The organism is Mycobacterium botniense, from assembly GCF_010723305.1.
Lineage (GTDB): Bacteria > Actinomycetota > Actinomycetes > Mycobacteriales > Mycobacteriaceae > Mycobacterium > Mycobacterium botniense.
This window is the reverse complement of record NZ_BLKW01000002.1, coordinates 39161-59232: the sequence shown is the minus strand read 5'-3', so window position 1 is coordinate 59232 and position 20072 is coordinate 39161. Positions and strand designations below refer to the sequence as shown.

Annotated in this window: 20 protein-coding genes, 1 other RNA gene and 4 pseudogenes; 18 read left to right on the top strand and 7 right to left on the bottom strand. The window is 64.5% G+C overall.

Annotated features, from left to right (window positions below; translation table 11 throughout):
- The first annotated feature begins 127 nt into the window (after positions 1–127).
- From ftsE to G6N08_RS00510, 11 genes and pseudogenes are all read left to right on the top strand, one after another.
- Positions 128–817 (top strand): cell division ATP-binding protein FtsE, encoded by a 690-nt coding sequence (gene ftsE, locus G6N08_RS00560; RefSeq protein ID WP_163756481.1) that lies wholly within the window; start codon positions 128–130, stop codon positions 815–817.
- Positions 818–1711 carry a permease-like cell division protein FtsX gene (gene ftsX, locus G6N08_RS00555; RefSeq protein WP_163753279.1) on the top strand — a complete coding sequence of 298 codons (894 nt, stop codon included), beginning with the start codon at positions 818–820 and terminating at the stop codon, positions 1709–1711.
- A gap of 101 nt (positions 1712–1812) precedes the next feature.
- Positions 1813–2265, top strand: a complete 453-nt coding sequence (gene smpB, locus G6N08_RS00550) for an SsrA-binding protein SmpB (protein ID WP_163753276.1) — start codon at positions 1813–1815, stop codon at positions 2263–2265.
- On the top strand, positions 2262–3107 hold the full coding sequence (locus G6N08_RS00545; protein ID WP_443093833.1) for an EamA family transporter: 846 nt from the start codon (positions 2262–2264) through the stop codon (positions 3105–3107). Before smpB ends, G6N08_RS00545 begins: the two co-directional genes overlap by 4 nt.
- Before the next feature lie 22 nt (positions 3108–3129).
- Positions 3130–3963 (top strand): maleylpyruvate isomerase family mycothiol-dependent enzyme, encoded by an 834-nt coding sequence (locus G6N08_RS00540; RefSeq protein ID WP_163753263.1) that lies wholly within the window; start codon positions 3130–3132, stop codon positions 3961–3963.
- A gap of 102 nt (positions 3964–4065) precedes the next feature.
- Positions 4066–4433, top strand: a transfer-messenger RNA (tmRNA) gene (gene ssrA / locus G6N08_RS00535).
- Positions 4434–4800: 367 nt separating this feature from the next.
- Complete coding sequence (locus G6N08_RS00530; RefSeq protein WP_163753261.1) at positions 4801–5091, top strand: hypothetical protein; 291 nt, start codon at positions 4801–4803, stop codon at positions 5089–5091.
- Positions 5091–6002, top strand: coding sequence for a hypothetical protein (locus G6N08_RS00525; protein WP_163753259.1), 912 nt, complete (start codon positions 5091–5093; stop codon positions 6000–6002). Before G6N08_RS00530 ends, G6N08_RS00525 begins: the two co-directional genes overlap by 1 nt.
- A 973-nt stretch (positions 6003–6975) precedes the next feature.
- On the top strand, positions 6976–7470 hold the full coding sequence (locus G6N08_RS00520) for a winged helix-turn-helix domain-containing protein (protein WP_163753257.1): 495 nt from the start codon (positions 6976–6978) through the stop codon (positions 7468–7470).
- Entirely contained in the window at positions 7467–7640 is a 174-nt protein-coding gene (locus G6N08_RS00515) for a hypothetical protein (protein ID WP_163753255.1), read from the top strand. The genes G6N08_RS00520 and G6N08_RS00515 overlap by 4 nt, the downstream gene beginning before the upstream one ends.
- Positions 7641–7699: 59 nt before the next feature.
- Positions 7700–8738 (top strand): annotated as a pseudogene (locus G6N08_RS00510) (IS3 family transposase).
- Between the two features lie 115 nt (positions 8739–8853).
- On the opposite strand, the gene G6N08_RS00505 reads toward G6N08_RS00510, so the two are convergent.
- Together G6N08_RS00505 and G6N08_RS00500 are read right to left on the bottom strand one after the other, a co-directional pair.
- On the bottom strand, positions 8854–9237 hold the full coding sequence (locus G6N08_RS00505; RefSeq protein WP_163753253.1) for a hypothetical protein: 384 nt from the start codon (positions 9235–9237) through the stop codon (positions 8854–8856).
- Positions 9198–9884: a helix-turn-helix domain-containing protein gene (locus G6N08_RS00500; protein ID WP_163753251.1), complete on the bottom strand. Its 687-nt coding sequence runs from the start codon at positions 9882–9884 to the stop codon at positions 9198–9200. Before G6N08_RS00500 ends, G6N08_RS00505 begins: the two co-directional genes overlap by 40 nt.
- Before the next feature lie 416 nt (positions 9885–10300).
- Between G6N08_RS00500 and G6N08_RS00495 the strand changes: the two are divergent.
- Both G6N08_RS00495 and G6N08_RS00490 read left to right on the top strand, forming a co-directional pair.
- Positions 10301–11104 (top strand): annotated as a pseudogene (locus G6N08_RS00495) (serine/threonine-protein kinase); the annotation flags it as partial.
- Positions 11105–11322: 218 nt separating this feature from the next.
- On the top strand, positions 11323–12096 hold the full coding sequence (locus tag G6N08_RS00490) for a sensor domain-containing protein (protein WP_281352667.1): 774 nt from the start codon (positions 11323–11325) through the stop codon (positions 12094–12096).
- Between the two features lie 254 nt (positions 12097–12350).
- Here the strand turns inward: G6N08_RS00490 and G6N08_RS00485 are convergent.
- A pseudogene (locus G6N08_RS00485) lies at positions 12351–12464 on the bottom strand (IS3-like element IS1141 family transposase); the annotation flags it as partial.
- Positions 12465–13131: 667 nt separating this feature from the next.
- Here G6N08_RS00485 and G6N08_RS00480 point away from each other — a divergent pair.
- Positions 13132–13473, top strand: a complete 342-nt coding sequence (locus G6N08_RS00480) for a DUF3024 domain-containing protein (RefSeq protein WP_246216557.1) — start codon at positions 13132–13134, stop codon at positions 13471–13473.
- Positions 13474–13486: 13 nt separating this feature from the next.
- Here G6N08_RS00480 and G6N08_RS00475 read toward each other — a convergent pair whose 3' ends face one another.
- The 4 genes and pseudogenes from G6N08_RS00475 to G6N08_RS21210 form a co-directional block, all read right to left on the bottom strand.
- Positions 13487–14689: an IS30 family transposase gene (locus G6N08_RS00475; RefSeq protein ID WP_163753247.1), complete on the bottom strand. Its 1203-nt coding sequence runs from the start codon at positions 14687–14689 to the stop codon at positions 13487–13489.
- 70 nt (positions 14690–14759) lie between these two features.
- Positions 14760–15539, bottom strand: coding sequence for an IS21-like element helper ATPase IstB (gene istB / locus G6N08_RS00470; RefSeq protein ID WP_163753245.1), 780 nt, complete (start codon positions 15537–15539; stop codon positions 14760–14762).
- On the bottom strand, positions 15536–16195 hold the full coding sequence (locus tag G6N08_RS00465) for a Mu transposase domain-containing protein (protein WP_246216556.1): 660 nt from the start codon (positions 16193–16195) through the stop codon (positions 15536–15538). The genes istB and G6N08_RS00465 overlap by 4 nt, the downstream gene beginning before the upstream one ends.
- Before the next feature lie 77 nt (positions 16196–16272).
- A pseudogene (locus G6N08_RS21210) lies at positions 16273–16394 on the bottom strand (hypothetical protein); the annotation flags it as partial.
- A gap of 208 nt (positions 16395–16602) precedes the next feature.
- Here G6N08_RS21210 and G6N08_RS00460 point away from each other — a divergent pair.
- The 4 genes from G6N08_RS00460 (at position 16603) to G6N08_RS00445 (ending at position 19950) form a co-directional block, all read left to right on the top strand.
- Positions 16603–17232, top strand: coding sequence for a TetR/AcrR family transcriptional regulator (locus G6N08_RS00460; RefSeq protein ID WP_246216555.1), 630 nt, complete (start codon positions 16603–16605; stop codon positions 17230–17232).
- Entirely contained in the window at positions 17229–18053 is an 825-nt protein-coding gene (locus G6N08_RS00455) for a hypothetical protein (protein ID WP_163753240.1), read from the top strand. Before G6N08_RS00460 ends, G6N08_RS00455 begins: the two co-directional genes overlap by 4 nt.
- Before the next feature lie 425 nt (positions 18054–18478).
- Positions 18479–18832 (top strand): DUF488 domain-containing protein, encoded by a 354-nt coding sequence (locus tag G6N08_RS00450; protein WP_163753238.1) that lies wholly within the window; start codon positions 18479–18481, stop codon positions 18830–18832.
- Between the two features lie 488 nt (positions 18833–19320).
- Complete coding sequence (locus tag G6N08_RS00445) at positions 19321–19950, top strand: GNAT family N-acetyltransferase (protein ID WP_163753236.1); 630 nt, start codon at positions 19321–19323, stop codon at positions 19948–19950.
- Positions 19951–20072 lie beyond the last annotated feature (122 nt).

Sequence of the window (20072 nt, the reverse complement as noted above, 5' to 3'; positions counted from 1 at the left end):
AATCCCTCCTCGGCACCGCCCGTGCTCGCACCATCTGGCGGCACGCAGTGTCGGTGTGCTGTGCCGGTTCGCGGCACGCGGTGTCGGCGTGCCCCGGGGACACGCATGGTTACACTGGCGAGCCGTGATGATCACCCTCGACCACGTCAGCAAGCAGTACAAATCGTCGGCGCGCCCGGCGTTGGACGATATCACTGTCAAGATCGACAAGGGGGAGTTCGTTTTCCTGATCGGCCCGTCCGGGTCGGGTAAGTCGACATTCATGAGACTGCTGCTGGCCGAGGAGTCACCGACACGCGGCGATATCCGGGTGTCGAAGTTTCACGTCAACACACTGCCGGGCCGCCACATCCCGAAATTGCGTCAGGTGATCGGCTGTGTTTTTCAGGATTTCCGGCTGCTGCAAAAAAAGACGGTGTTCGAAAATGTCGCTTTCGCACTGGAGGTGATCGGCAAGCGCACCGAGGTGATTAACCGGGTGGTACCCGATGTGCTGGACATGGTTGGCCTGGCCGGGAAGGCCAACCGGCTGCCCAATGAGCTTTCCGGTGGTGAACAACAGCGGGTCGCGATCGCGCGGGCGTTCGTCAACCGGCCGCTGGTGCTGCTGGCCGATGAGCCGACCGGTAACCTTGACCCGGAAACCAGCAAAGACATCATGGATTTGCTGGAGCGAATCAACCGCACCGGCACCACCGTGTTGATGGCCACCCACGATCATCACATCGTCGACTCCATGCGCCAGCGTGTGGTCGAACTGTCACTGGGCCGGCTGGTCCGCGACGAACAGCGCGGCGTTTACGGGGTGGACCGCTAAGTGCGCTTCGGTTTCCTGTTCAACGAGGTCCTGACGGGCCTGCGCCGCAATGTCACGATGACCGTCGCGATGATCCTGACGACGGCGATCTCGATCGGTCTGTTCGGCGGTGGTTTGCTGGTGGTCCGGTTGGCCGACCACTCCCGCAGCATCTACCTGGACCGGGTCGAGTCGCAGGTCTTTCTGACCAACGACATCTCCGCTAACGACCCGACGTGCACCAGCCAGGCGTGCAAGGCGCTACGGGAGAAGATCGAGGCGCGTAACGACGTCAAATCGGTGCGCTTCGTCAACCGCGACAATGCCTACGATGACGCCATCCGCAAGTTTCCCGAGTTCAAGGACGTCGCCGGCAAGGACTCCTTTCCCGCGTCGTTCATCATCAAGCTGGAAAACCCCGAGCAGAACAAGGAGTTCGACGACGCTATGCGGGGCCAGCCGGGAGTGCTCAGCGTCCTCAACGAGAAAAATCTGATCGACCGGCTTTTCGCTGTGCTGGATGGCTTGAGCAATGCCGCGTTCGCGGTCGCGCTAGTACAAGCCATTGGGGCAATACTGTTGATCGCCAACATGGTTCAAGTCGCCGCGTATACCCGCCGCACCGAGGTGGGCATCATGCGGCTGGTCGGCGCCAGCCGCTGGTACACCCAGCTGCCATTTCTGGTCGAAGCGATGCTGGCCGCGACCGTGGGCGTCATCATCGCCGTCATCGGGCTGATCGTGGTGCGGGCACTATTCCTCGACAACGCGCTCAACCAGTTCTACCAAGCGCATCTGATTGCCAGGATCGATTACGCCGACGTCCTGTATATTTCGCCGATCCTGCTGCTGGTGGGGGTGGCAATGGCCGGTGTCACCGCATACGTCACGCTGCGTGTGTACGTGCGACGGTAGCTGTGGCCAAAAACCCGCGGCGCGACGATTCCGGCCGTACAGCGGCGCGAGGAGGGGCCGGGCGATCGAAACGGGGCGCCGGCGCGACCGGCGGCCGGCACGTGATTGCCACCAATCGCAAGGCCCGGCACAACTTTTCGGTGATCGAGGTATTCGAGGCCGGAGTAGTGCTGGTGGGCACCGAGGTGAAAAGCCTGCGGGAGGGGCGAGCGTCTCTGACCGATGCGTTTGCCACCGTCGACGACGGTGAAGTGTGGCTGCGCAACGTGCACATCCCGGAGTATCACCATGGCAGCTGGACTAACCATGACCCCCGGCGCAACCGGAAGCTGTTGCTGCACCGCCGTCAGATCGACCATCTCGTCGGCAAGGTCCGGGATGCTAACCTCACGCTCGTGCCGTTGTCGCTGTACTTCTCCGGGGGAAGGGTCAAAGTGGAACTTGCGCTGGCGCGCGGTAAGCGGGCATACGACAAACGGCAAGACATCGCCCGCCGTGACGCCCAACGGGAAGTGCTGCGCGAGATGGGACGGCGCACCAGGGGCATGCGCTGATCGGTGCCGCGTACGCCCAGTTGTCGGCGGTCAGCTTCGGCGTCAGTGATTTCGTGGGGGGAATGGCAGTGCGGCGCGCTGCCGCGCTGCGGGTGATGTTGGTTTCCTATCCGGTTGCGGCGGTGTTGCTGGGGGCGGTGGCGCTGACCGCGGGCGGCCCGGTGCATCCCGGCGCTGTCTATTGGGGGTCGTTGTATGGGGTCAGTCAGGCGTTCGGCGTGTGGTTGTTTTACGGAGCGATGGCCGCCGGCCCGATCTCGGTGGTCTCACCGCTGGCGGCAGTGCTGAATGCGGCCGTCCCGGTTGCGGTAGGAGTCGCGTTGGGCGAGCGACCCGGGGATGTGGCCTCAGTCGGCGTGGTGTTAGCCATGGTCGCCGTGATCCTGGTGGGCCGGGAGTCGCCCGACGACGCCGACGTGCGGACCCACCGGTTCACCACCAAAGTGGCATGGTTGACGGCGGCCTCCGGTGTAGCGTTCGGGCTCGATTTCGTGCTGCTTCATCAAGCGCCCGTGGAGTCCCGCCTTTGGCCGCTGTTTTTCGCGCGCACCTCGGCCACGGTGCTGGTCTTCGTGATGGCCGCAATCAGCGGCAACTTGCAGCTGCCTCCACGTACACCGTTGCGGCTGGCGGTGGTCGTCGCGCTGCTGGACACCTGCGCCAACGTCACCATGCTGCTGGCCTTGCAGAAGTGGCTGTTGTCGTTGGCCAGCATCTTGATCTCGCTGTATCCGGCGACCACGGTGGTGCTGGCCGTCATCGTGCTGCGCGAGCGGGTCACCCGCTGGCAGGCGGTCGGTATGGGGTTAGCCGCGGTGTCGGTCGCGATGATCGCCGGATGACTTGCCGCCTAGGATCAGACGGGTGACCCGCCCGCTCACCGAACTCGACAAGTCTGAGGTGCTTTCGGGCCTCTTCGCTTCCTGGGACGCGATCTGCCGGTTGCTCGACGGACTGCCGGAAGCCGGCTGGCGGGTGCCCACCCCGCTGCCCGGATGGGACGTGCACGCTGTGGTGTCGCACCTGATCGGCACCGAGTCGGCACTGGCCGGGATTCCCGCACCCGACGCCGACATCGACGTGCACTCACTTGAGCATGTCCGCAACGATGTCGGCGCGATGAACGAGCGCTGGGTACGCCATCTTCGTGACGAGCCGGGCGCCGAACTGCTCGCCCGGTTCCGGGCCGTGACCGCCGGTCGTCGCACGTTTCTGGCCGGCATGTCCGACCGCGACTGGAACGCCGTGACTCAGACGCCCGCGGGCCCGGACAGCTACGGGCGGTTCATGCGGGTGCGGACCTTCGACTGCTGGATGCATGAACACGACATCCGCGACGCGCTGGGACGGCCACCGACCGCCGACGATCTTCGTACCCCCGCGGCGGGCCTCGCCCTGGACGAGGTCGCGGCCAGCATGGGCTATGTCGTGGGCAAACTCGGCCAGGCGCCTGAGGGATCCCGGGTGGCCATCGAGCTGACCGGGCCGCTGGCGCGCACCATCTGCGTCGTCGTCGATGGCCGCGGGCGGGTGGTCAACGACTTCGGCGGTCAGCAGCCGACCGTGACGATTAGCCTGGACGGGCTGTTATTCACGCGGCTCGTTGGCGGACGCACACAAAGCCTGCAAGGCGTCACACTCGGCGGCGACCGCCAGGTCGCCACCCGCATCGTCGAGCACCTCAATTACGTGATCTGACCGGTCGCCGGTGGTCGCCGGTGGGAATGTTTCAGCGGTGACCCGCTGTTGAGACCTTCGGCGTACCATTGATATGCCCGCCGAAAGTCGGCGGGGATGCGAGGGGCTGAAAGGTTTCGACTTCGCGCATCGAATCAAGGGAAGCGTGCCGGTGCAGGCAAGAGACCACCGTAAGCGTCGTTGCGAACAAATAAGCGCCGTTTCTACACAGCGCGACTACGCCCTCGCTGCCTAAGCGACGGCTAGTCTGTCAGGCCGGGACCGCCCTCGACCCGGACCCTGGCATCAGCTAGAGGGCTGCGCCGATGAGCTCGGTCGCGGGACTCATCGGGACACCAACAGCGACTGGGATCGCCGTCCCGGCTTGTTCGCGTGACCGGGAGATCCGAGTAAGGGCATAGCGAACTGCGCACGGAGAAGCCTTGAGGGTATGCCGTAGGACCCGGGTTCGATTCCCGGCAGCTCCACTAGAAAAGTGCTGGTCAGAGAGCTGAACAAGGAGCGCACTGCCCTCAAGACGACGGTCTCGGCGGGCTTGCGGGCACCAAGTGTCAACGGCATGGGCGGATTCCAGCGGTCGTCGCAATACCGAGGCTTTGCGGAGGTTTCAGTGGAAGCGCACGGCGAGGTTGAGAAGCAGCAGTGGTTTGGTCGGCTGATTGCCCAAGTCCCCGACGCCCGCCGCAAACCCCGCCCCGCGGACGCGGGCTCACCCGTATCGACCGCGCCCCTCCCCGCCGCCGCAAGCCCCGGTGGCGGCCGGCAGCGTTCATTACGACTGCCTCATACCTGTCCGACCAACTACTGAACAATGCGAAGCGCTTCTATACTGCCGCCATGAAGCCGCTGCGAGTGAATGAGGACGACCTTCGGGTCATAGCGGCCCGGTGGCACGACGTAGCAGGCGACATAGTAGGTGCTGCACCCGATGTTCCGGCTGCCTCTAGTCAGGCCAGCGCCGCAGTTGTCAACGAGATACACGCCGGTGCGGCTGTAACCGAGCAGGCATTCGCGGCACGCATACGGATCACAGCAATCAAGACCGCCGCTGCGGCCACCGTGTACGCCGCCCAAGACGCGGCAGCAGCGACCAAACTGGATGACATAGCCACGGCGCTGGAGGCGTAATGCTAGCCACCGTCGAATTGCCGACTCTCTCGGAGATTCGAGCATGGGACACAGCCCATCTCATTGAAGCAGCTGATCACTGGACGGCCACCGCTGATCGGTGGGACGACGCATTCTGGCAGGTGTGGCACCAGTCGGCTTCGATGAACTGGGAAGGGCAAGCGCACGATGCGCTGCTCAACCGGACCACCGCCGACAAGGCGACGGCTAGCGGCAAGTCGGACCAACTACGTGAGGCATCCGGGATCGCCCGCCGCGGGGCGGGCGACATCGACGCTGCCAAGCGTAGGGTGCTGTACGCCGTCGAGGACGCGCATAACGCCGGTTTCACTGTCGGCGAAGACTTGTCGGTCACCGACACCCGCAGCAGCAGGACGGCGGCAGATCACGCAGCTCGTCAAGCTCAAGCTCAACAGTTCGCAGCCGGCATCCGTTCACGTGCCGCTGAACTAGTCGGGGTGGACCACGAAGTCGCGGGCAACCTCGCCAACGCCGCCGCAGGCATCGGCAACACGACCTTCAACGAGCAGCCGATCCACACCGGCCCCGACGACAAGATCGTCAACGACGGTGACAGCGACCGTCGATACGGTGTCCGGCTCGTCGACCAGACCTTCAAGCAAGACGGGCCAACGCCGAGCCCGAGTCCCACACCGACACCGTCTCCTGCTTCCGATCTGGGCACGATTCAGAGGCAGCTCCAAGACCAGCAGAAGCAAATAAACGATATCCAGCAGCAGCTACACCAGCCGAGCGAACCGACGCTTGGAGGACTCGCAATAGCCGCCAGCACCGGATGTGCCGGCGGGGCGCTTGCAACCTCGGAGACTGGACCAGGGGCAATAGGAGGGTGTCTAGTCGTTGGCGGCCTTTCAGGCATCGGTTACATACTCAGCAAGATTTGGGAATAGGCACATGTCACCTTCACGGACTTCCGCGCCGCTAAGGGCGTTTAACTGGCTCAGCACCACTCGAACGGGGTTGAGCTGCGCCACGGTCGGCGTTCTCAGCCTTGCAGGCTTAGATGGTTACGAGTACTGGCAAACCGGGAAAGCAATCTACGGCTTTTTCGTCGTGTTCATGCTTGGACTCATAATCAACGCCTGGTTGCAGGTGTACCGGCATCGGAACGACCCATCTTGGCCACCTAAGCTCCAATGGGTCTCGCGTAACCGAGTTGACGAGCACGATCAGCGAGTCTGACAATCCACAACCCGCAGGTCCGGACTCATCTTGCTTTGCGGCGGCTCGGGAAGATCCTCCGCTAAAGTTAGACACGACCTCGATGTCGGTACCCGCTCGATTCGTATCGTCAAGCAGATTCATCACATTGCCGGATGCCAGGCGGGGGCGCTCGATGCCGGCATCACCGACATGATCACCACGTTGGCACGGTTGACACCGAACCGAGTGTCACGGCTAGCCTTTCATGCGACCGCATTTTATTCCACGAACCGCAAGCTGGCGGGACTGCTGGTGTCGCGGGAGGGATGTCCGTATGCCGGGCAGGCGTCGCAAGTACACCCCGAGTTTGGGGGGCAGGCTGCCCGCCCGGTGATTGAGACCGGCCGCCTGGTGGCTCATGTGGCGGCTGAGGAAAGCCCGCCTCACCGGAGCGACACCGGACGAGCTGTCACACCCACCCGCCACAATCGACATCACCAGCCGGCCAGCAACCGCCTCCCAGCAGCCCCGCCAGGCCGCGCGAAAAATCGAAATCAAGACGCGTTAAAGATATTTCGGTAATACAGTGAGTCGTTGCGCGGAATTTTCTCTGCGGTATAGGACAATTGGTGTGTGGCGGGATCTACTGGCAGGAGACGGTCGAGGACCGACGCCAAAGTGCTTGCGCGGCGGGACTTTCAGGCGCTCAAGGACCGGCGGATGGCGGCGGCGGATATGTTCGCCCGCGGCAAGCGTCAGGTCGACGTGATGGACAAGCTGGGTGTTTCAGCGCAGACGGCGTCGCGCTGGCATCGGATCTTTGTGGCCGAGGGCAAAAAGGGACTGGCTGGCGCCGGCCGGGCCGGCCGGTTGCCCAAGCTGTCCGATGAGCAGCTGACGCAGGTGGAGCAGGCGCTGCTGAAGGGTCCGCGGGTCCATGGCTTTGCGACCCAGATGTGGACCTTGGCGCGGGTCGCCGACGTGATCGAGACGCTGACCGGGATCCGTTATGGCCAAACCCAGACCTGGACGATCCTGCGTGAGCGGCTGGGCTGGAGCAGACAGCGCCCGGCACGGCGCGCGGTCGAACGCGACGACCAGGCGATCGCCACCTGGGTCAAATCCGACTGGCCGCGCATAAAAAAAGCGCGCGGCGCCGCGGCGCCTGGATCGTCTTCCAAGACGAGAGCGGATTCTCCCTGCTCCCGCCGGTGAGAGGGACCTGGGCACCCAAGGGCCACACCCCGGTGCTGCGACACCGATTCTCCTGGACTCGCCTGTCGATGTCGGGCGCACTGGCCTACCGGCCCGACGCCAGCGCGGCCGCGCTGATCTTCCAGATCAAGGAAGGCTCCTACAACACCTGGCGTGTTCCCGTTGGATGAGTCCGCCTTGTTTGAGAGTCCTGTGGCCCCCGGGTGGGGCGGAAGGGACGATGAATCACATGGGTGGTCGGAAGCGGCATTCCGCGGAGGACATCGTGCGCAAGTTGCGCCGTGCTGATGAGCTTGCCGCGGCGGGAATGACCAATGAGGAGATCGCCGCTGACTTGGAGGTTTCGCCGGCGACGCTGTACAACTGGCGTCGCACCTATGGCGGTATGGGCGTCGATGCCGCCAAGGAGCTCAGGGAGTTGCGGGAGCAGAACGCGCGGTTGAAGCGGCTTTGAGCATGTCGGAGCGGTTGGCGTGCAAGGCGGTGGGGCTCGCCCGCTCCACCTACCGGCGCACCCTGCTCGCGGCGCCCCGGGCCGACCCGGATGCCGATCTGCGGGTCTGGCTGCGCGCGTATGCCACCAAACTCCCTGCCATGGGTTTCGATGCGCCTGGGTGGCGTTGCGCCACGATGAGGGCCGTGAGGTCAACAAAAAGAAGGTCCACCGGCTGTGGCGTGAGGAAGGACTGCAGCGGCGGGAGCATTCGCCGCGTAAGCGCGCGGGGGTGTCGTCGGCGCCGCAGGTCGTCGCGGACGCACCCAAGGTGGTGTGGGCGATCGATTTTCAGTTCGACTCCACCATCGACGGCAAGGCTGTCAAGATCGCGTCGATGGTCGACGAGCACACTGGCGAATCACTGCTGAACATCGTGGAGCGCTCGATTAGCGGCGAGCGTCTCGTCGATGAACTCGAGCGGGTGTTCGCCACCGCCGGTGGACCACCGATGGTGCTGCGCATGGATAACGGCCCGGAGATGATTTCGCAAGCGTTGCAACAGTTTTGTGACGGCACAGTCGGATTGTCCTACATTCCACCCGGAGCGCCGTGGGACAACGCCTACATCGAATCGTTCAACAGCAGGCTCAGCAAGGGGTGCCTCAACCGCAACCACTGGACCAACCTGCTGGAGGCCCGAGTAGTCATCGGCGACTTCAAGCACGAACATAATCACCGGCACCGTCACTCCGCACTGGGCTACCTCACCCCGGCCGAGTACGCTGCCCAATGCAGCCACACCCACACCCCTGTGGCCTGCGAAATCAACTGAATCCAGAACAACAAAACCCGACTCTACAACCGGGTGGACTCAGTATCGGGGACTCGCCAATCCCAGAGAAAGGGCACCCGTGTAGTGAATGCTACCGCTTGTTGTTCGATGTCGATTATGTGGTGCTGGCGAGTCCGAAACACCCGGTGCCGCACCCCCTGATCACCGCCTCGGAGGACGATCTGACGTCGGTGGTAGATCTCGACTTGGTTGAGCCAAGACGCCTGCACCGGGTGTGCACCATGATCGCGTTGGGGTACCGCGCGGCGAGCCGGTCGATCGCGGCCTGGCCGCGGTGCGAGGAGCCGTTGTCCACGACCCAAAACACCCGGTCTGCGGATTTGTAGGGTTCTTGGGTCATCACCTGGTCGACGAGTCGGGTGAACGCGTGGAAGCCGGTGGTGTCGTTGCAGCGACCGAAGACCTTTCCGCGCTGCACGTCGTAGGCGGCCAGGTAGGTCATGGCGCCGCAGCGGTCGTCGTCGTGATTGAGCCCCATCGCGCGGGCCTTGCCGTGCGGCAGTGTGGGGTGGCAGCGGCAGCGGCCTGGATCGAGGTCTTCTCGTCAGCGGAGATCACGTAGTCGTTGCGGCCCAACGGCTTTCCCTCCCATTTCCGGTCGTACAGGTCGAGCGCCTGGTGGGCTTTGGCGGTGAAGTCGGGATCTGTGATGACGATCCACGTCTGGTACTGCCAGGGTTTGAGCGCGTCCTCGGACAGCCACCGGCATACCGTGGCCGCCGAGATCGACGCGCAGAGCCCGTCGCTGGCCGCATGGCGGGCAAGCTCCGGGCACGACCACCGCGACAGCCGCAGTCTCACCTCGGCCGGTGGGGTGCCGGCCAACGCCTTGACCCGGACGAGCTGCACGGCAGTGAATTTCGGGCGGCGACCTGTGCGTTTCGCGTCGCCCAGCGACGCCACCCCGGGTACTGCCAGCCAGCGGCGGCGCCACGTGCGGACGGTGTCCTCGCACAGCTGCAGCGATCGCGCGATCTGCGCGTTCGACTCGCCCACGGCGGCGGCGAGCACGATCGCGGCGCGCATCGCGAGGCGTTGCCCGGTGCGTCCGGCGCGGGTCAGGCGGGTCAGTTCGCGGCGCTCGGATCCGGTCAACGTGATTTGGTCGATGCTGATCGGCGACACTCAGCGGCTCCACCATCGTTCCTATTGGTCACTCCAGCCTCACCGTGCGTCGGTTGGGAACAACACGCCGATACGGCAGGATCTACCCCTATGGCCACACCCCCGCCTCGACGAAAACGTCGCTGCAACAGCGACTGTCGGCCCGCGCCCGTCACCGATGGCCACAACTGAGCGGGTCGACGTACGGTTCCGCGGCGCGTTCGCCTACGTCACCGCAAACCCGCCCGACGGCGACAGCATGCCAGCTGCCCACCGGTGACTTCGCCGGCGCGCCCGAAGGCGTCCTCGACACCGCCTGCGTCCTCTACCCGGGCGACCCGACCGCCTGGGCATGACCCCCAACGAACTTACGGGCGAGACCGCTAAGCGATACTCTGCTTGCAGCTGGCGAGAGCTTTCGCTGTTGGGAGGCTTGAGTGCAGGGCATGCCGTTCGGGCGCTACCGATTGGTGGAGTTGCTGGGCCGCGGTGGCATGGGTGAGGTGTGGCGAGCGTTCGATACAGTCACTGAACGCGTTGTGGCAGTGAAGATGCTTCCGCAAAATTTCGCTGACGATCAAGTCTTTCAGAAGCGGTTTCGCCGCGAGGCCAAGGCCGCAGCAGGCCTTAACGAGCCACACGTGGTTCCAATTTACGATTTCGGCGCGATTGACAGACGTCTATTCCTTGCTATGCGCTTGATCGAGGGCCAAGATCTTCAAACTCTGCTTGCCCATGAGCCGTTAGAGCCGGACAGGGCGGTCGGAATCATTGAGCAGATCGCCTCTGCGCTGCAGACCGCTCACAGAGTCGGATTGGTGCACCGCGATGTGAAGCCGTCAAACATCCTGATCGCGGAGGACGACTTCGCTTATCTCACCGACTTCGGCATTGCGCACGCCGCGGGAGACACCAGCCTCACGAGCACCGGTGCGGCAATCGGCACCTGGGCCTATATGGCCCCCGAAAGGCTCAACACCGGAATTGCCGACGCCCGTACAGACGTCTACGCCCTGGCCTGTGTGCTGTTTGAGGCGCTGACCGGTCAACGCCCATATCCCGGGGATAGCCTCGAACAACAGATCGTGGGACACCTCACCACTACTCCTCCTCGCCCATCGATTCTGCGATTCGGTCTCCCAGAGGCGATGGACGAAGTGATCGCCAGCGGAATGGCCAAAGACCCCGACCAGCGATACCAAACGGCGAAAGACCTCGCCCGTGCGGCGCGGGCCGCATTGACCACGTGTGAACAGGCGCATGCTGCCACTAGCGCGGTCGGCGGTGACCAGCTATCCTCTCCGCCCGGCACCCGATTGGCGATGATGCGCCTGAGATGGACGAAGCGCCGTCTTCAGGCTCCAATTGACAAACTGATTCCAAAGTTTCGGCTGATAACCCTTGTCACAACACTCGTTGCAGTGGTCCTCGCTGCCTGGCTGATGGTCACCTGGCGGCCATGGGAGCGACACGGTCACCAAGCTCACGGGAATCACGCGGATCCTTAAGCTCGTCAACACATCCCGCAACAACCACCGTGGCAGCGAGTGTTCAGCTGCCGCCCCCGCCGTCATTTTCACCGAAGGCTATAGACCGCGTCTTGCTGACCGCCACCCAACTTAGCGAGGTGCTGGGAATCAACATCGCTAGTGACCCGGCTGACAGTGGAACAGGTGCGCTGACGATGAATTCCTCTTCATATGGGACGTCAGATCATTCGGCGCAGGTCACACCTCGTTCTTGTGTCGGTGTGGTTTTCACCGGCGAGCATGATGTCTACGGCCCCGCTGATCCTCTAGCGACCAAAGTTGAAACATACCAGGACCTGTATGGGAGCTCCGAGACCGATGGAGGTCCGTACCTCCTGGAACAAGCTGCGGCCGTCCTCTCCTCCGCTGAGCAGGCCCAAGAGTTTCTGACGTCTTCGCAAGCCCAATGGGAAACATGCAGCAGAAGCGTGGTTGATGCACATTTGGGTTATGAAAATTCGCGGGGGTACACGTTGGGCACGGTTCAACGGCATGAAAACGTGATCACCGTAGCTATGGCTGCTCCTGAAGGAGAGCAGCCTGGTGAAGCCTGTCAGCAGGCGCTGGGAGTGCGCGAAAACGTCGTCGTCGAAGCCCGCACTTGCACAATCGTGCATGCGTTACCTGGCACCAGCAACCCCGGCCAGGCTACAGATGACGCCGAACGAGTGGCGACTGCAATGTTGAGAAACGTCACGTTGTGATTTTGCGGCACTGGGGGTTACCCCTGATGGATCTCAATGACCGTGTCAAGCAGCTGTAACGGGCATCGGCATTGGTGGCTGAGGTTGCCAGGTGCGGGTGTCGTGCAGCTGGCCACAGTATGTCGACGAATCGCCCAGACAGTGATGCCTCGAGTATGGTGGCGGCGTTCAGATCACTTGAGCGCATGGAATTCTCGTGGCGAACCGTCGTTTATGAGGCTGGGGAAGGTGCCCTGTCCCGGATCGTGAGGTGCGTTGTCGTTGGAGAGCTGTGGTCGCGAATGTGACTGGGTGACAACGAGATCGGCCAGCAGAAACGCCACCGGCTTGCTGGTCATGGAACTGCCGCGGTCGGCGTGAATCGTCAACTGGGCACGGTCGATCCGCTGCTTAGCCCGGATTTTGCGGTAGGTCCTGGAGGTGATTGTGGGGGCATTGCCGCTCGGGTTGAGTGTCATGGAGGTCGGTCGAGCTCGCGTGCTGCATGTGGTTGAGCCGATTAACTCTCGACGGGGTGGTGCCGGTCGGCCAGCCCGTCACCGAGACCAGGTCGGTGATTTCGGCCACCGCACCGGTGTCGCGAACCTCGCTGGCATCGGCGGAAATCGTTGCCTGCCAATGTGATCGCGGCAGTGTCACGACCGCCTCGGCCGGCTGTGCGCCAAGCTGCACCCCGCCGATGAACCGCACACCCCGGCTGCGGCACGCCGCGGCCAGGTCGTGGCTGGCGCCCCGGCGTCGGTGCGACAGATCACCTGTGCGCGGGGTCCACCGCCAGCTGCGCCAGCGCCGCCTCCAACACGCTGAGGTGGTCGCCGGCAAAACCCGAACCCGCGCTTATAAGTCGATGCCGCATATTGCTTGTCGGAACTTGTCGAGGTCACCGGCGGTGGTCATCAGCAGCGGTGGCCAGAGCACGGCATGCCCGTCAAGGCCCACACGCGCTCCCACTGGCTATGTCAACTTGAACTGGCCCCACTGGGACGGGGCGGATTCCAGTGAACGTCGCAACGGGACGGTTGCAACACTAGTGGAGTGGAGGGTCTGCCGGAGATGGATGTGGCGCGGGTGCGGCGGTGGTGTCGGGACAGGGTGCCTGCCCAGATCCGTGACGGGGTCCGCGTTGAGGTCGACGTTGCTGAGCGTCATCTGACGATCGTGGAGTGCCGCCGGTCGTGGCGGGCGGATAAGGGCTCGGAGTGGACCCGGTTCCCGATCGCTCGGCTGCGCTACACGAAGACCACCGGCATGTGGTCGTTGTATTGGCGGGACCGCAACCTGCGCTTCCACATCTATGATCTGGTGTCGCCCACTGCCGGTGTCGAGGAGTTGTTGGCTGAGGTGGATCGTGATCCCACCGCGATCTTTTGGGGCTGATCAACCATGCGGCTTATGCGGTCCTGCCCGTGACGACGACGGCGTCGGTGATCAGGTCGGCGGGTCGGGCCCAGTCGAGGGTTTTGCGGGGCCGGTCGTTGAGTTCGTCGGCGACGCGTTGCAGTTCCTGGGGTGAGATATTGGCCAGGTCAGCGCCTTTGGGAAAGTAGTCGCGCAGCAAGCCGTTGGTGTTCTCGTTGGAGCCGCGCTGCCACGGTGAGTGCGCGTCACAGAAGAACACGCGTGTGCCGATGTGGGCGGTGATCTGTTGATGCAGCGCAAGTTCTTTGCCTTGATCCCAGGTCAGCGTCCGGCGCAGATGGGCGGGAAGAGCGCCCAGTGCGTCGATGACGCCATCGCGCATCGCCTCCGCGGTCGGTCGGCTCGTGGGCACGTGGACAAGGATGACAAAGCGCGTGACGCGTTCGACGAGAGTGCCGATCGCCGACCGGTTTCCAGCACCCATGAGGCAATCGCCCTCCCAATGCCCAACCTGCACCCGGGCCTCGACCTCGACCGGTCGATCAGCGATCATCGTCATAGCGGTGAGCCGACCACGGCGTTCCAGGCCCTGGATCCGGCGTCGGCGCCGCCGGCGCCGCCGTTTGGCCGGACGGGTTAACGCGGTCTTGGGATCATAGATCGCCTGGTAGATCGACTCGGTACACAGATGGCGCTCGGGCTGGTCAGGAAACCGCACCGGCAGTTCATGAGCCACCTGTTCAGGACTCCACCGCTTGCCTAACAGCTCGGCCACCACAGCGCATAGCTGCTCATCACGCGCTACGCGGCGCGTCCGCGACCGGGATTGCCGCTCGACAGTAAGCCGCTCCGCCGTAGCCGGCAGGTAGCGGCCCTGATCGTCGGCGTTGCGGCGTAGCTCCCGCGAGACCGTCGAGGCCGCCCTACCCAGCTCCTCGGCGATACCGCGCACGCTGACACCGCCGCGGTGTAAATCGGCGATCATCGTCCTCTCCGCCGACGACAAATATCGAGGATGGCGCGGCTTGGGTGCTGCAAGACTCACCGGTGGATAGTGCACCGGCTCGCCGGCAGTGTTGCGGATTGTGCGCCCGTAGCGCCAGCGTGTCCCGGTCCTGCGGTTGATTCCCACGATCCGGCACGCTTGGCGGTTGCTGACCCCTTGGGCAATCAGCCGACCGAACCACTGCTGCTTCTCCACGTCGCCGTGTCGGGTCTTTCGCTGTGCTCCCACCGCAACCTCCGCAGAGCCTTGGTGTTGCGACGTTCACTGGAATCCGCCCAGCTTGAAGTGGCCCCACCGGTTAGCGCGCGGGGCGGGTGTTGCGGGCGTGGGCGAGCCGGTAGGAGGTGCTGCCGGTTTCGATGATCTGCCCGGCGAACGTCAAACGATCCACAATGGCGGCGCAGAGCCGGGGATCGGTGAATGTCTTTGTCCACGAGGAGAATGGCTCGTTGGAGGCGATCGCGATGGCCGAGCGCTCTTCGCGTTCGGTGAGAACTTGGAACAGCAGTTCGGCGCCGCGCCGGTCCAGGTGCAGGTAGCCCAGCTCGTCTACCAGGATTAAATCGACGCGGCCATAGCGGTTGATCAGCTTGGTCAGCTGCTTGTCGTCGGAGGCTTCGACCAGTTCATTGACCAGCTTGCTGGCCAATGTGTAGCGGACCCGGTAGCCGGCTTCGGCGGCCAGGGTGCCCAGCGCGATGAGCAGATGTGTCTTGCCGGTGCCGGAGTCGCCGATCAAACAGAGCGGATGTCCGGCTTTGACCCAGTCGCAGGTGGCCAGTTGCCCGATGACCGCGGGGTTGATGGCCGGGTTGGCGTCAAAAGAGAACTCCTCCAACCGTTTTGGTCGGGGAAACCCAGCGTCGCGGGTGCGGCGTTCGGCACGGCGGCGGGTGCGGTCGTCGCATTCGGCGATCACCAGCTCAGATAGAAACCCGAGGTAGGTCATGTGTTCGCGTTCGGCGGCGTCGGCGATTTCGGTGAACCGGTCCCGAATGGTGGGAAGGCGCAGCATCCGGCAGCCCTGCTCGATCGCTGCGGTGGCGGCCTGCTCGGTGACCTGGCGGCGGCGGGTCATGAGGTCTCGGCCCGCAGCAGGAGGGTGTCGTATTTGTGAACCGACGGTAGTGGACGCTCATCGTCGAGCAGGGCGGGGCGATGCTCGGCCAGAATGACCACCCGGCCGTCGCGGTCGAAGCCATCTGGACCGGATGCCGCGCCGCGCCGTTCGGCGGCCTTGCGGGCTTCCAGGGCCACCACGTCGGGGCTGGTGGAGCCGACCGACAGCGCCGCGCTGATGCCGGCCAGCACGTCGGCGCGCTCAAGGTGGCGGTGCAGCAGCAGCACCTCCACCAGCGTGCGGGTTCCTCCCGCGTCGCCGTGGGCTTTCCGGGCGGCGGCCCAAAAAGCGTCGTGGGTGGCGGTGAACGCCTTGGCGGCGCGGGCCTGGGCCAACGCGGTCGCCCCAGGCAAGGCACCGGGTTTGCGGTGCAGGATTTCCAGATAGTGATCCAAATCGAGGACTTTGGCGCCCTTGCCGATCGCGCGCTGATGCCGGGCCACCACCGTGGAACGGTCATAGACGGTGACCGCCGAGGCCGACAGCTTGACCCGCAGCCGATGCCCGATGAACCGGGTCGGCACGCTGTATTGATTGCAGCGCACCATCACCTGCGCGTAGCGGTCCACCCGCGGCGTCAGGGTCAGCGCGGTGTCGAACTGCTCGTCCGGCACGGGCCGCAGCAGCGTCCTCTCAAATGCCCAATCCTGGCCAACACTGTTGGCGCGGTTAGCAATACGTCGCTTATCGTCGGCCTCATCGGACCGGTCAGCATCCGCCGGGCCGTCGAGCGGCCCATCCCCGTAATGCCACCACCCGGTCCCGAATCTTGCCCTTATCCGCCGTCGACGCCGTGTGGTACTGACCTCGCAGTTTGTTAGTCACCTAATCGTCGTGCGGCCCTGTCGATCTTGCCCTCCATGCCGGGCAAGCCTCTTGGGCTACGCGCTCAAAATTGGTGAGGCACCGCCGTCGGCCACGCGCTCAAAGTAGCTGAAACACGCCGGGCGGTCGCCGGGAACGGGGACACTCGCTGACGACCGTCATTGACGCCTGTCAGCGAATGCGCTACCGTACCAGCGTGCCCGCGCAGATATCCACCACCGAAGCTCGTTCGTCGGTTGTCCGGGTAAGGGACGCGCAGCGGCTCCAGACGCGGGCTCGTCTATTCGACGCCGCGGTGGCCGAGATCAGCCGGTCTGGATTGGCGGGCGCGGACATCAGCGCCATCGCTGCAGCGGCGGGAGTGTCACGGGGAACGTTCTACTTCCACTTTCCGACCAAGGAGCACGTCCTGGTCGAGTTGGAGCGGGCGGAGGAAGCCAGAATCGTGGCCAAGCTCGGCACCACAACGACCAGGCCGGTGGATCTGGTGTCGGTGCTGAGGCTGCTGGTGCGCCAGGTGCTCGACGCGGAGCAGCGGCTGGGCCCGGTGATCTTCCGGGACATGTTGGGGTTGCACTTCTCCGCGATGCGGCCGGTTGACGACGAGGTGGGTGAGCATCCGCTGGCTGAATTCGTGATCGCCGCGATCGCCGAAGCGCAAACTGCAGGCCGGGTGGCTCCAGACGCAGACGCGGCTGAACTCGGAACGCTCTTCCTCACCGGGCTATTCGCGTTGCTGGCCACCGGTGCGACGGCGTCTGGGGCGCGGGGAGCACTGTTGGACCGGTACGTGCTGACGATCGTTCACGGAATGGAGACACGATGAACGGCTTGGGTATTGAGGGCTACCGCGCCTACCTAGCGCGGCGTGACGGCGACGCCGATCTGCTGCATCGGCGCCTTGCCGGCCGCGAGGCATTCTTCGCAGCGTTGGAGGCTGACCCTATCCGCTCGGCCCGGTCCATCGATCGGGCGGTATTCATGCGGAACCTCCGCCGCCGCCGACCCGAGCCAGGCCTCGACCGGCAGATGCTGTTTTTGTTGGCCACCGCCAAGCTGAACCAGGCAGAGCGGTTCGGTGTGGACTTGGGAGAGACCTACGGGCGCATCGGCGGCGACGACCAGCCACCCGAGCGGGTCTACGTGGCGCTCGAGGAGCACTATCACACCCGCCTGCTGGCCTACGTACTCGACATTTTCGGTCTGCCGTTCCAGGTCGTTGTGCCGCCGCCGGTAATGCGCCAGTTCGTCAAGATCAACGTATTTCTGCCCGAGCGAATCAGGTTCGCGTTCGTGGGCGCGGCGGAAATGGCGGGCTGCGTCATGTTCGACGAGTTGCGCCGGGTCGGTGTCGAGTTATTCGCCGACGAACCCGAAGTCGCCGCCCGCATCGAGCGACTCTACAGCGAGATCCTCACCGACGAGGTAGGCCACGTCGGCTACTGCGCCGCCTGCTGCACCCCGGCGGAGCGGGCGATGATGCGTTGGCTCTACCCGCGTTTCGGACGGCTGTTCGCTCGTCAGGCCGCCGAGATCAGCCTGCTCACCGATCCCGAGGCGTTGCATGCCCGTCTCGGCCGGCCCTTCGACGTCGAGGAGCTCACTGCCGGCCTGTCGAACGAGACTTTCCTCGCCGCTCACCCCTGACCAAATCACCGCTGCGATTGCCCAGCAGCCACGACGCGCCCGCGTCATTGATCCCAGCTCCGGCGGGGGTGCGCCCGCCGCCGAGCGCAACCAACTACCATGCGTGCCGTCACCGATCTTTGGGTGTCGGCTAAGCCGTTGGCGGTTGTTGCAGACGAGTATCCGGGTGGGCCTGAGGCAAGCAGCCTGATCCATTCCTGGAGTTCTTTGTCGACCGCAGTCTCGGAAAGAACCTGACGTTCAGGCTGATCGAGCATGGCTGGTGCATCCACCGGATTACTGATCACTTTCCCAACAACTTTCCCAACGACGTCGCCGGCGCGAGCGACCCGGACTGGATGCGGTTCGGGTTGCAGCGGGGTGGATCCTGCCCCGCCGGAACGCATCACCGCGGGGCCTGCTGGTATCGGCGCTACCCTGGCTCTATGGGCGCCAGCCGGATCCGGGTGGCCCGGGTTTATGACGACCCCGGTCCTGATGAGGGCGAACGCGTCTTGGTGGATCGGGTGTGGCCGCGGGGATTCCGCAGGGGTGACCCGCGAGTGGGGACATGGCTCAAAGATGTCGCACCGTCCAAGCAGCTGCGGGAGTGGTACAACCACCAACCCGAGCGGTTCGACGAGTTCGCCGCGCGCTATGAGAAGGAGCTTCAGGGCAACCCGGCACTCGAGGATCTGCGCGCGTTGAGCAGACGCGGTGCCGTGACTTTGGTGACCGCCACCCGCGACCTGGACATCAGTCAGGCAGCGGCGTTGGCGAAGCTGCTGAAAAAGCGCTGAAAACCGCCCCGGTCTCGGCGATGCCGGCGGCGATGCGACCCGTCATCGGATGCGGCTGGCATGCGCTGGGCATCGGGTGGTGCCGCGAAGAGTTCGACGCGCTTGGGATGCCGTTTGAGCGCCCGCGGAGCGCGCAGCACCGACGACGTCGCCGTGGCGCGACGACGTCACCTCGTGTCACGGGGAGTCCATCGGTTTCGACTCAATCCGCGTCAACCCCAAACCGGTGCGCGGGCGGCGGATCCCGGTTGTGGTGGGGACGACAGCGATGCGGCACTGTGCCGCGTGGTGGTGTGGGGTGACGGCTGGTACGGGTTCAATCTCGATTCCGTCGCGGCGGTGGGTGAGCGGGTCCGCAGGCTGGAGCAGCGGTGCGCCGGGTCGGCCGGAGACCGCGAGCGACTGGGTGTCGGCGCTGGCCGACCGATGGATGAGCACGCTGCCAAGCCAGGAGCTAGCGCATCGGGTTCGGTAGGCTCGCCGTTGCCATGACCGACGATGAGCCGATCCTGCCGCGGGAACTGACCACTATCTCCGACGAAGTCCGTAACGTCCCCCCGCCGCCGACGGCGCTGCAGCTGCCCGAACCGTACGCGTTGCGTGTGGCGGATCCCGCCGCCGACGCGCAGATGATCGCCGAGTGGATGAACCGCCCGCATCTGGTCGAGACGTGGGAATACCCGTGGCCGGTGTCGAAGTGGCACCGCTACCTGACCGCTCAACTGGCGGGCAGCTATACGCGGCCGTTCATCGGCAGCATCAACGGCAAAGATATCGTGTATCTCGAGTTATACAGGGCTGCAAAGGATTTGATTGCAACCCGATACGAGGCCGATCCGTATGATCTGGGTTTGCACATCGCATTTGCCGACCCGGCGGTCACGAACACGGGCATCGTCCGGCGCATGCAGCCGATTTTCGTTGCCTGCTTGCTCGGTCTGGAACCCCGCTGCCGCCGCGTGATGTTCGACCCGGACCATCGCAACGCGATGGCCCGCCGGGCCTGCGAGCGTGGGGGTTGTGTGTTCCTGGGCGAACACGACATGCCCAATCGCCGGATGGCGCTTTATGCCTTGCTGCGCTCACCCGAGGACATCCCGCGACTGCGCGAGACGTGATTGCCGGCCGCGCCGCGCAGTCCCACCGCAGGGCGCTACCCGGGTCGGATCGGCGCGGGGGCAACCCCAGCAGCAGCCGTTGGTGCTCGCCGGCTGCCACCCGCCAGCCCGCGCGGCCGGAT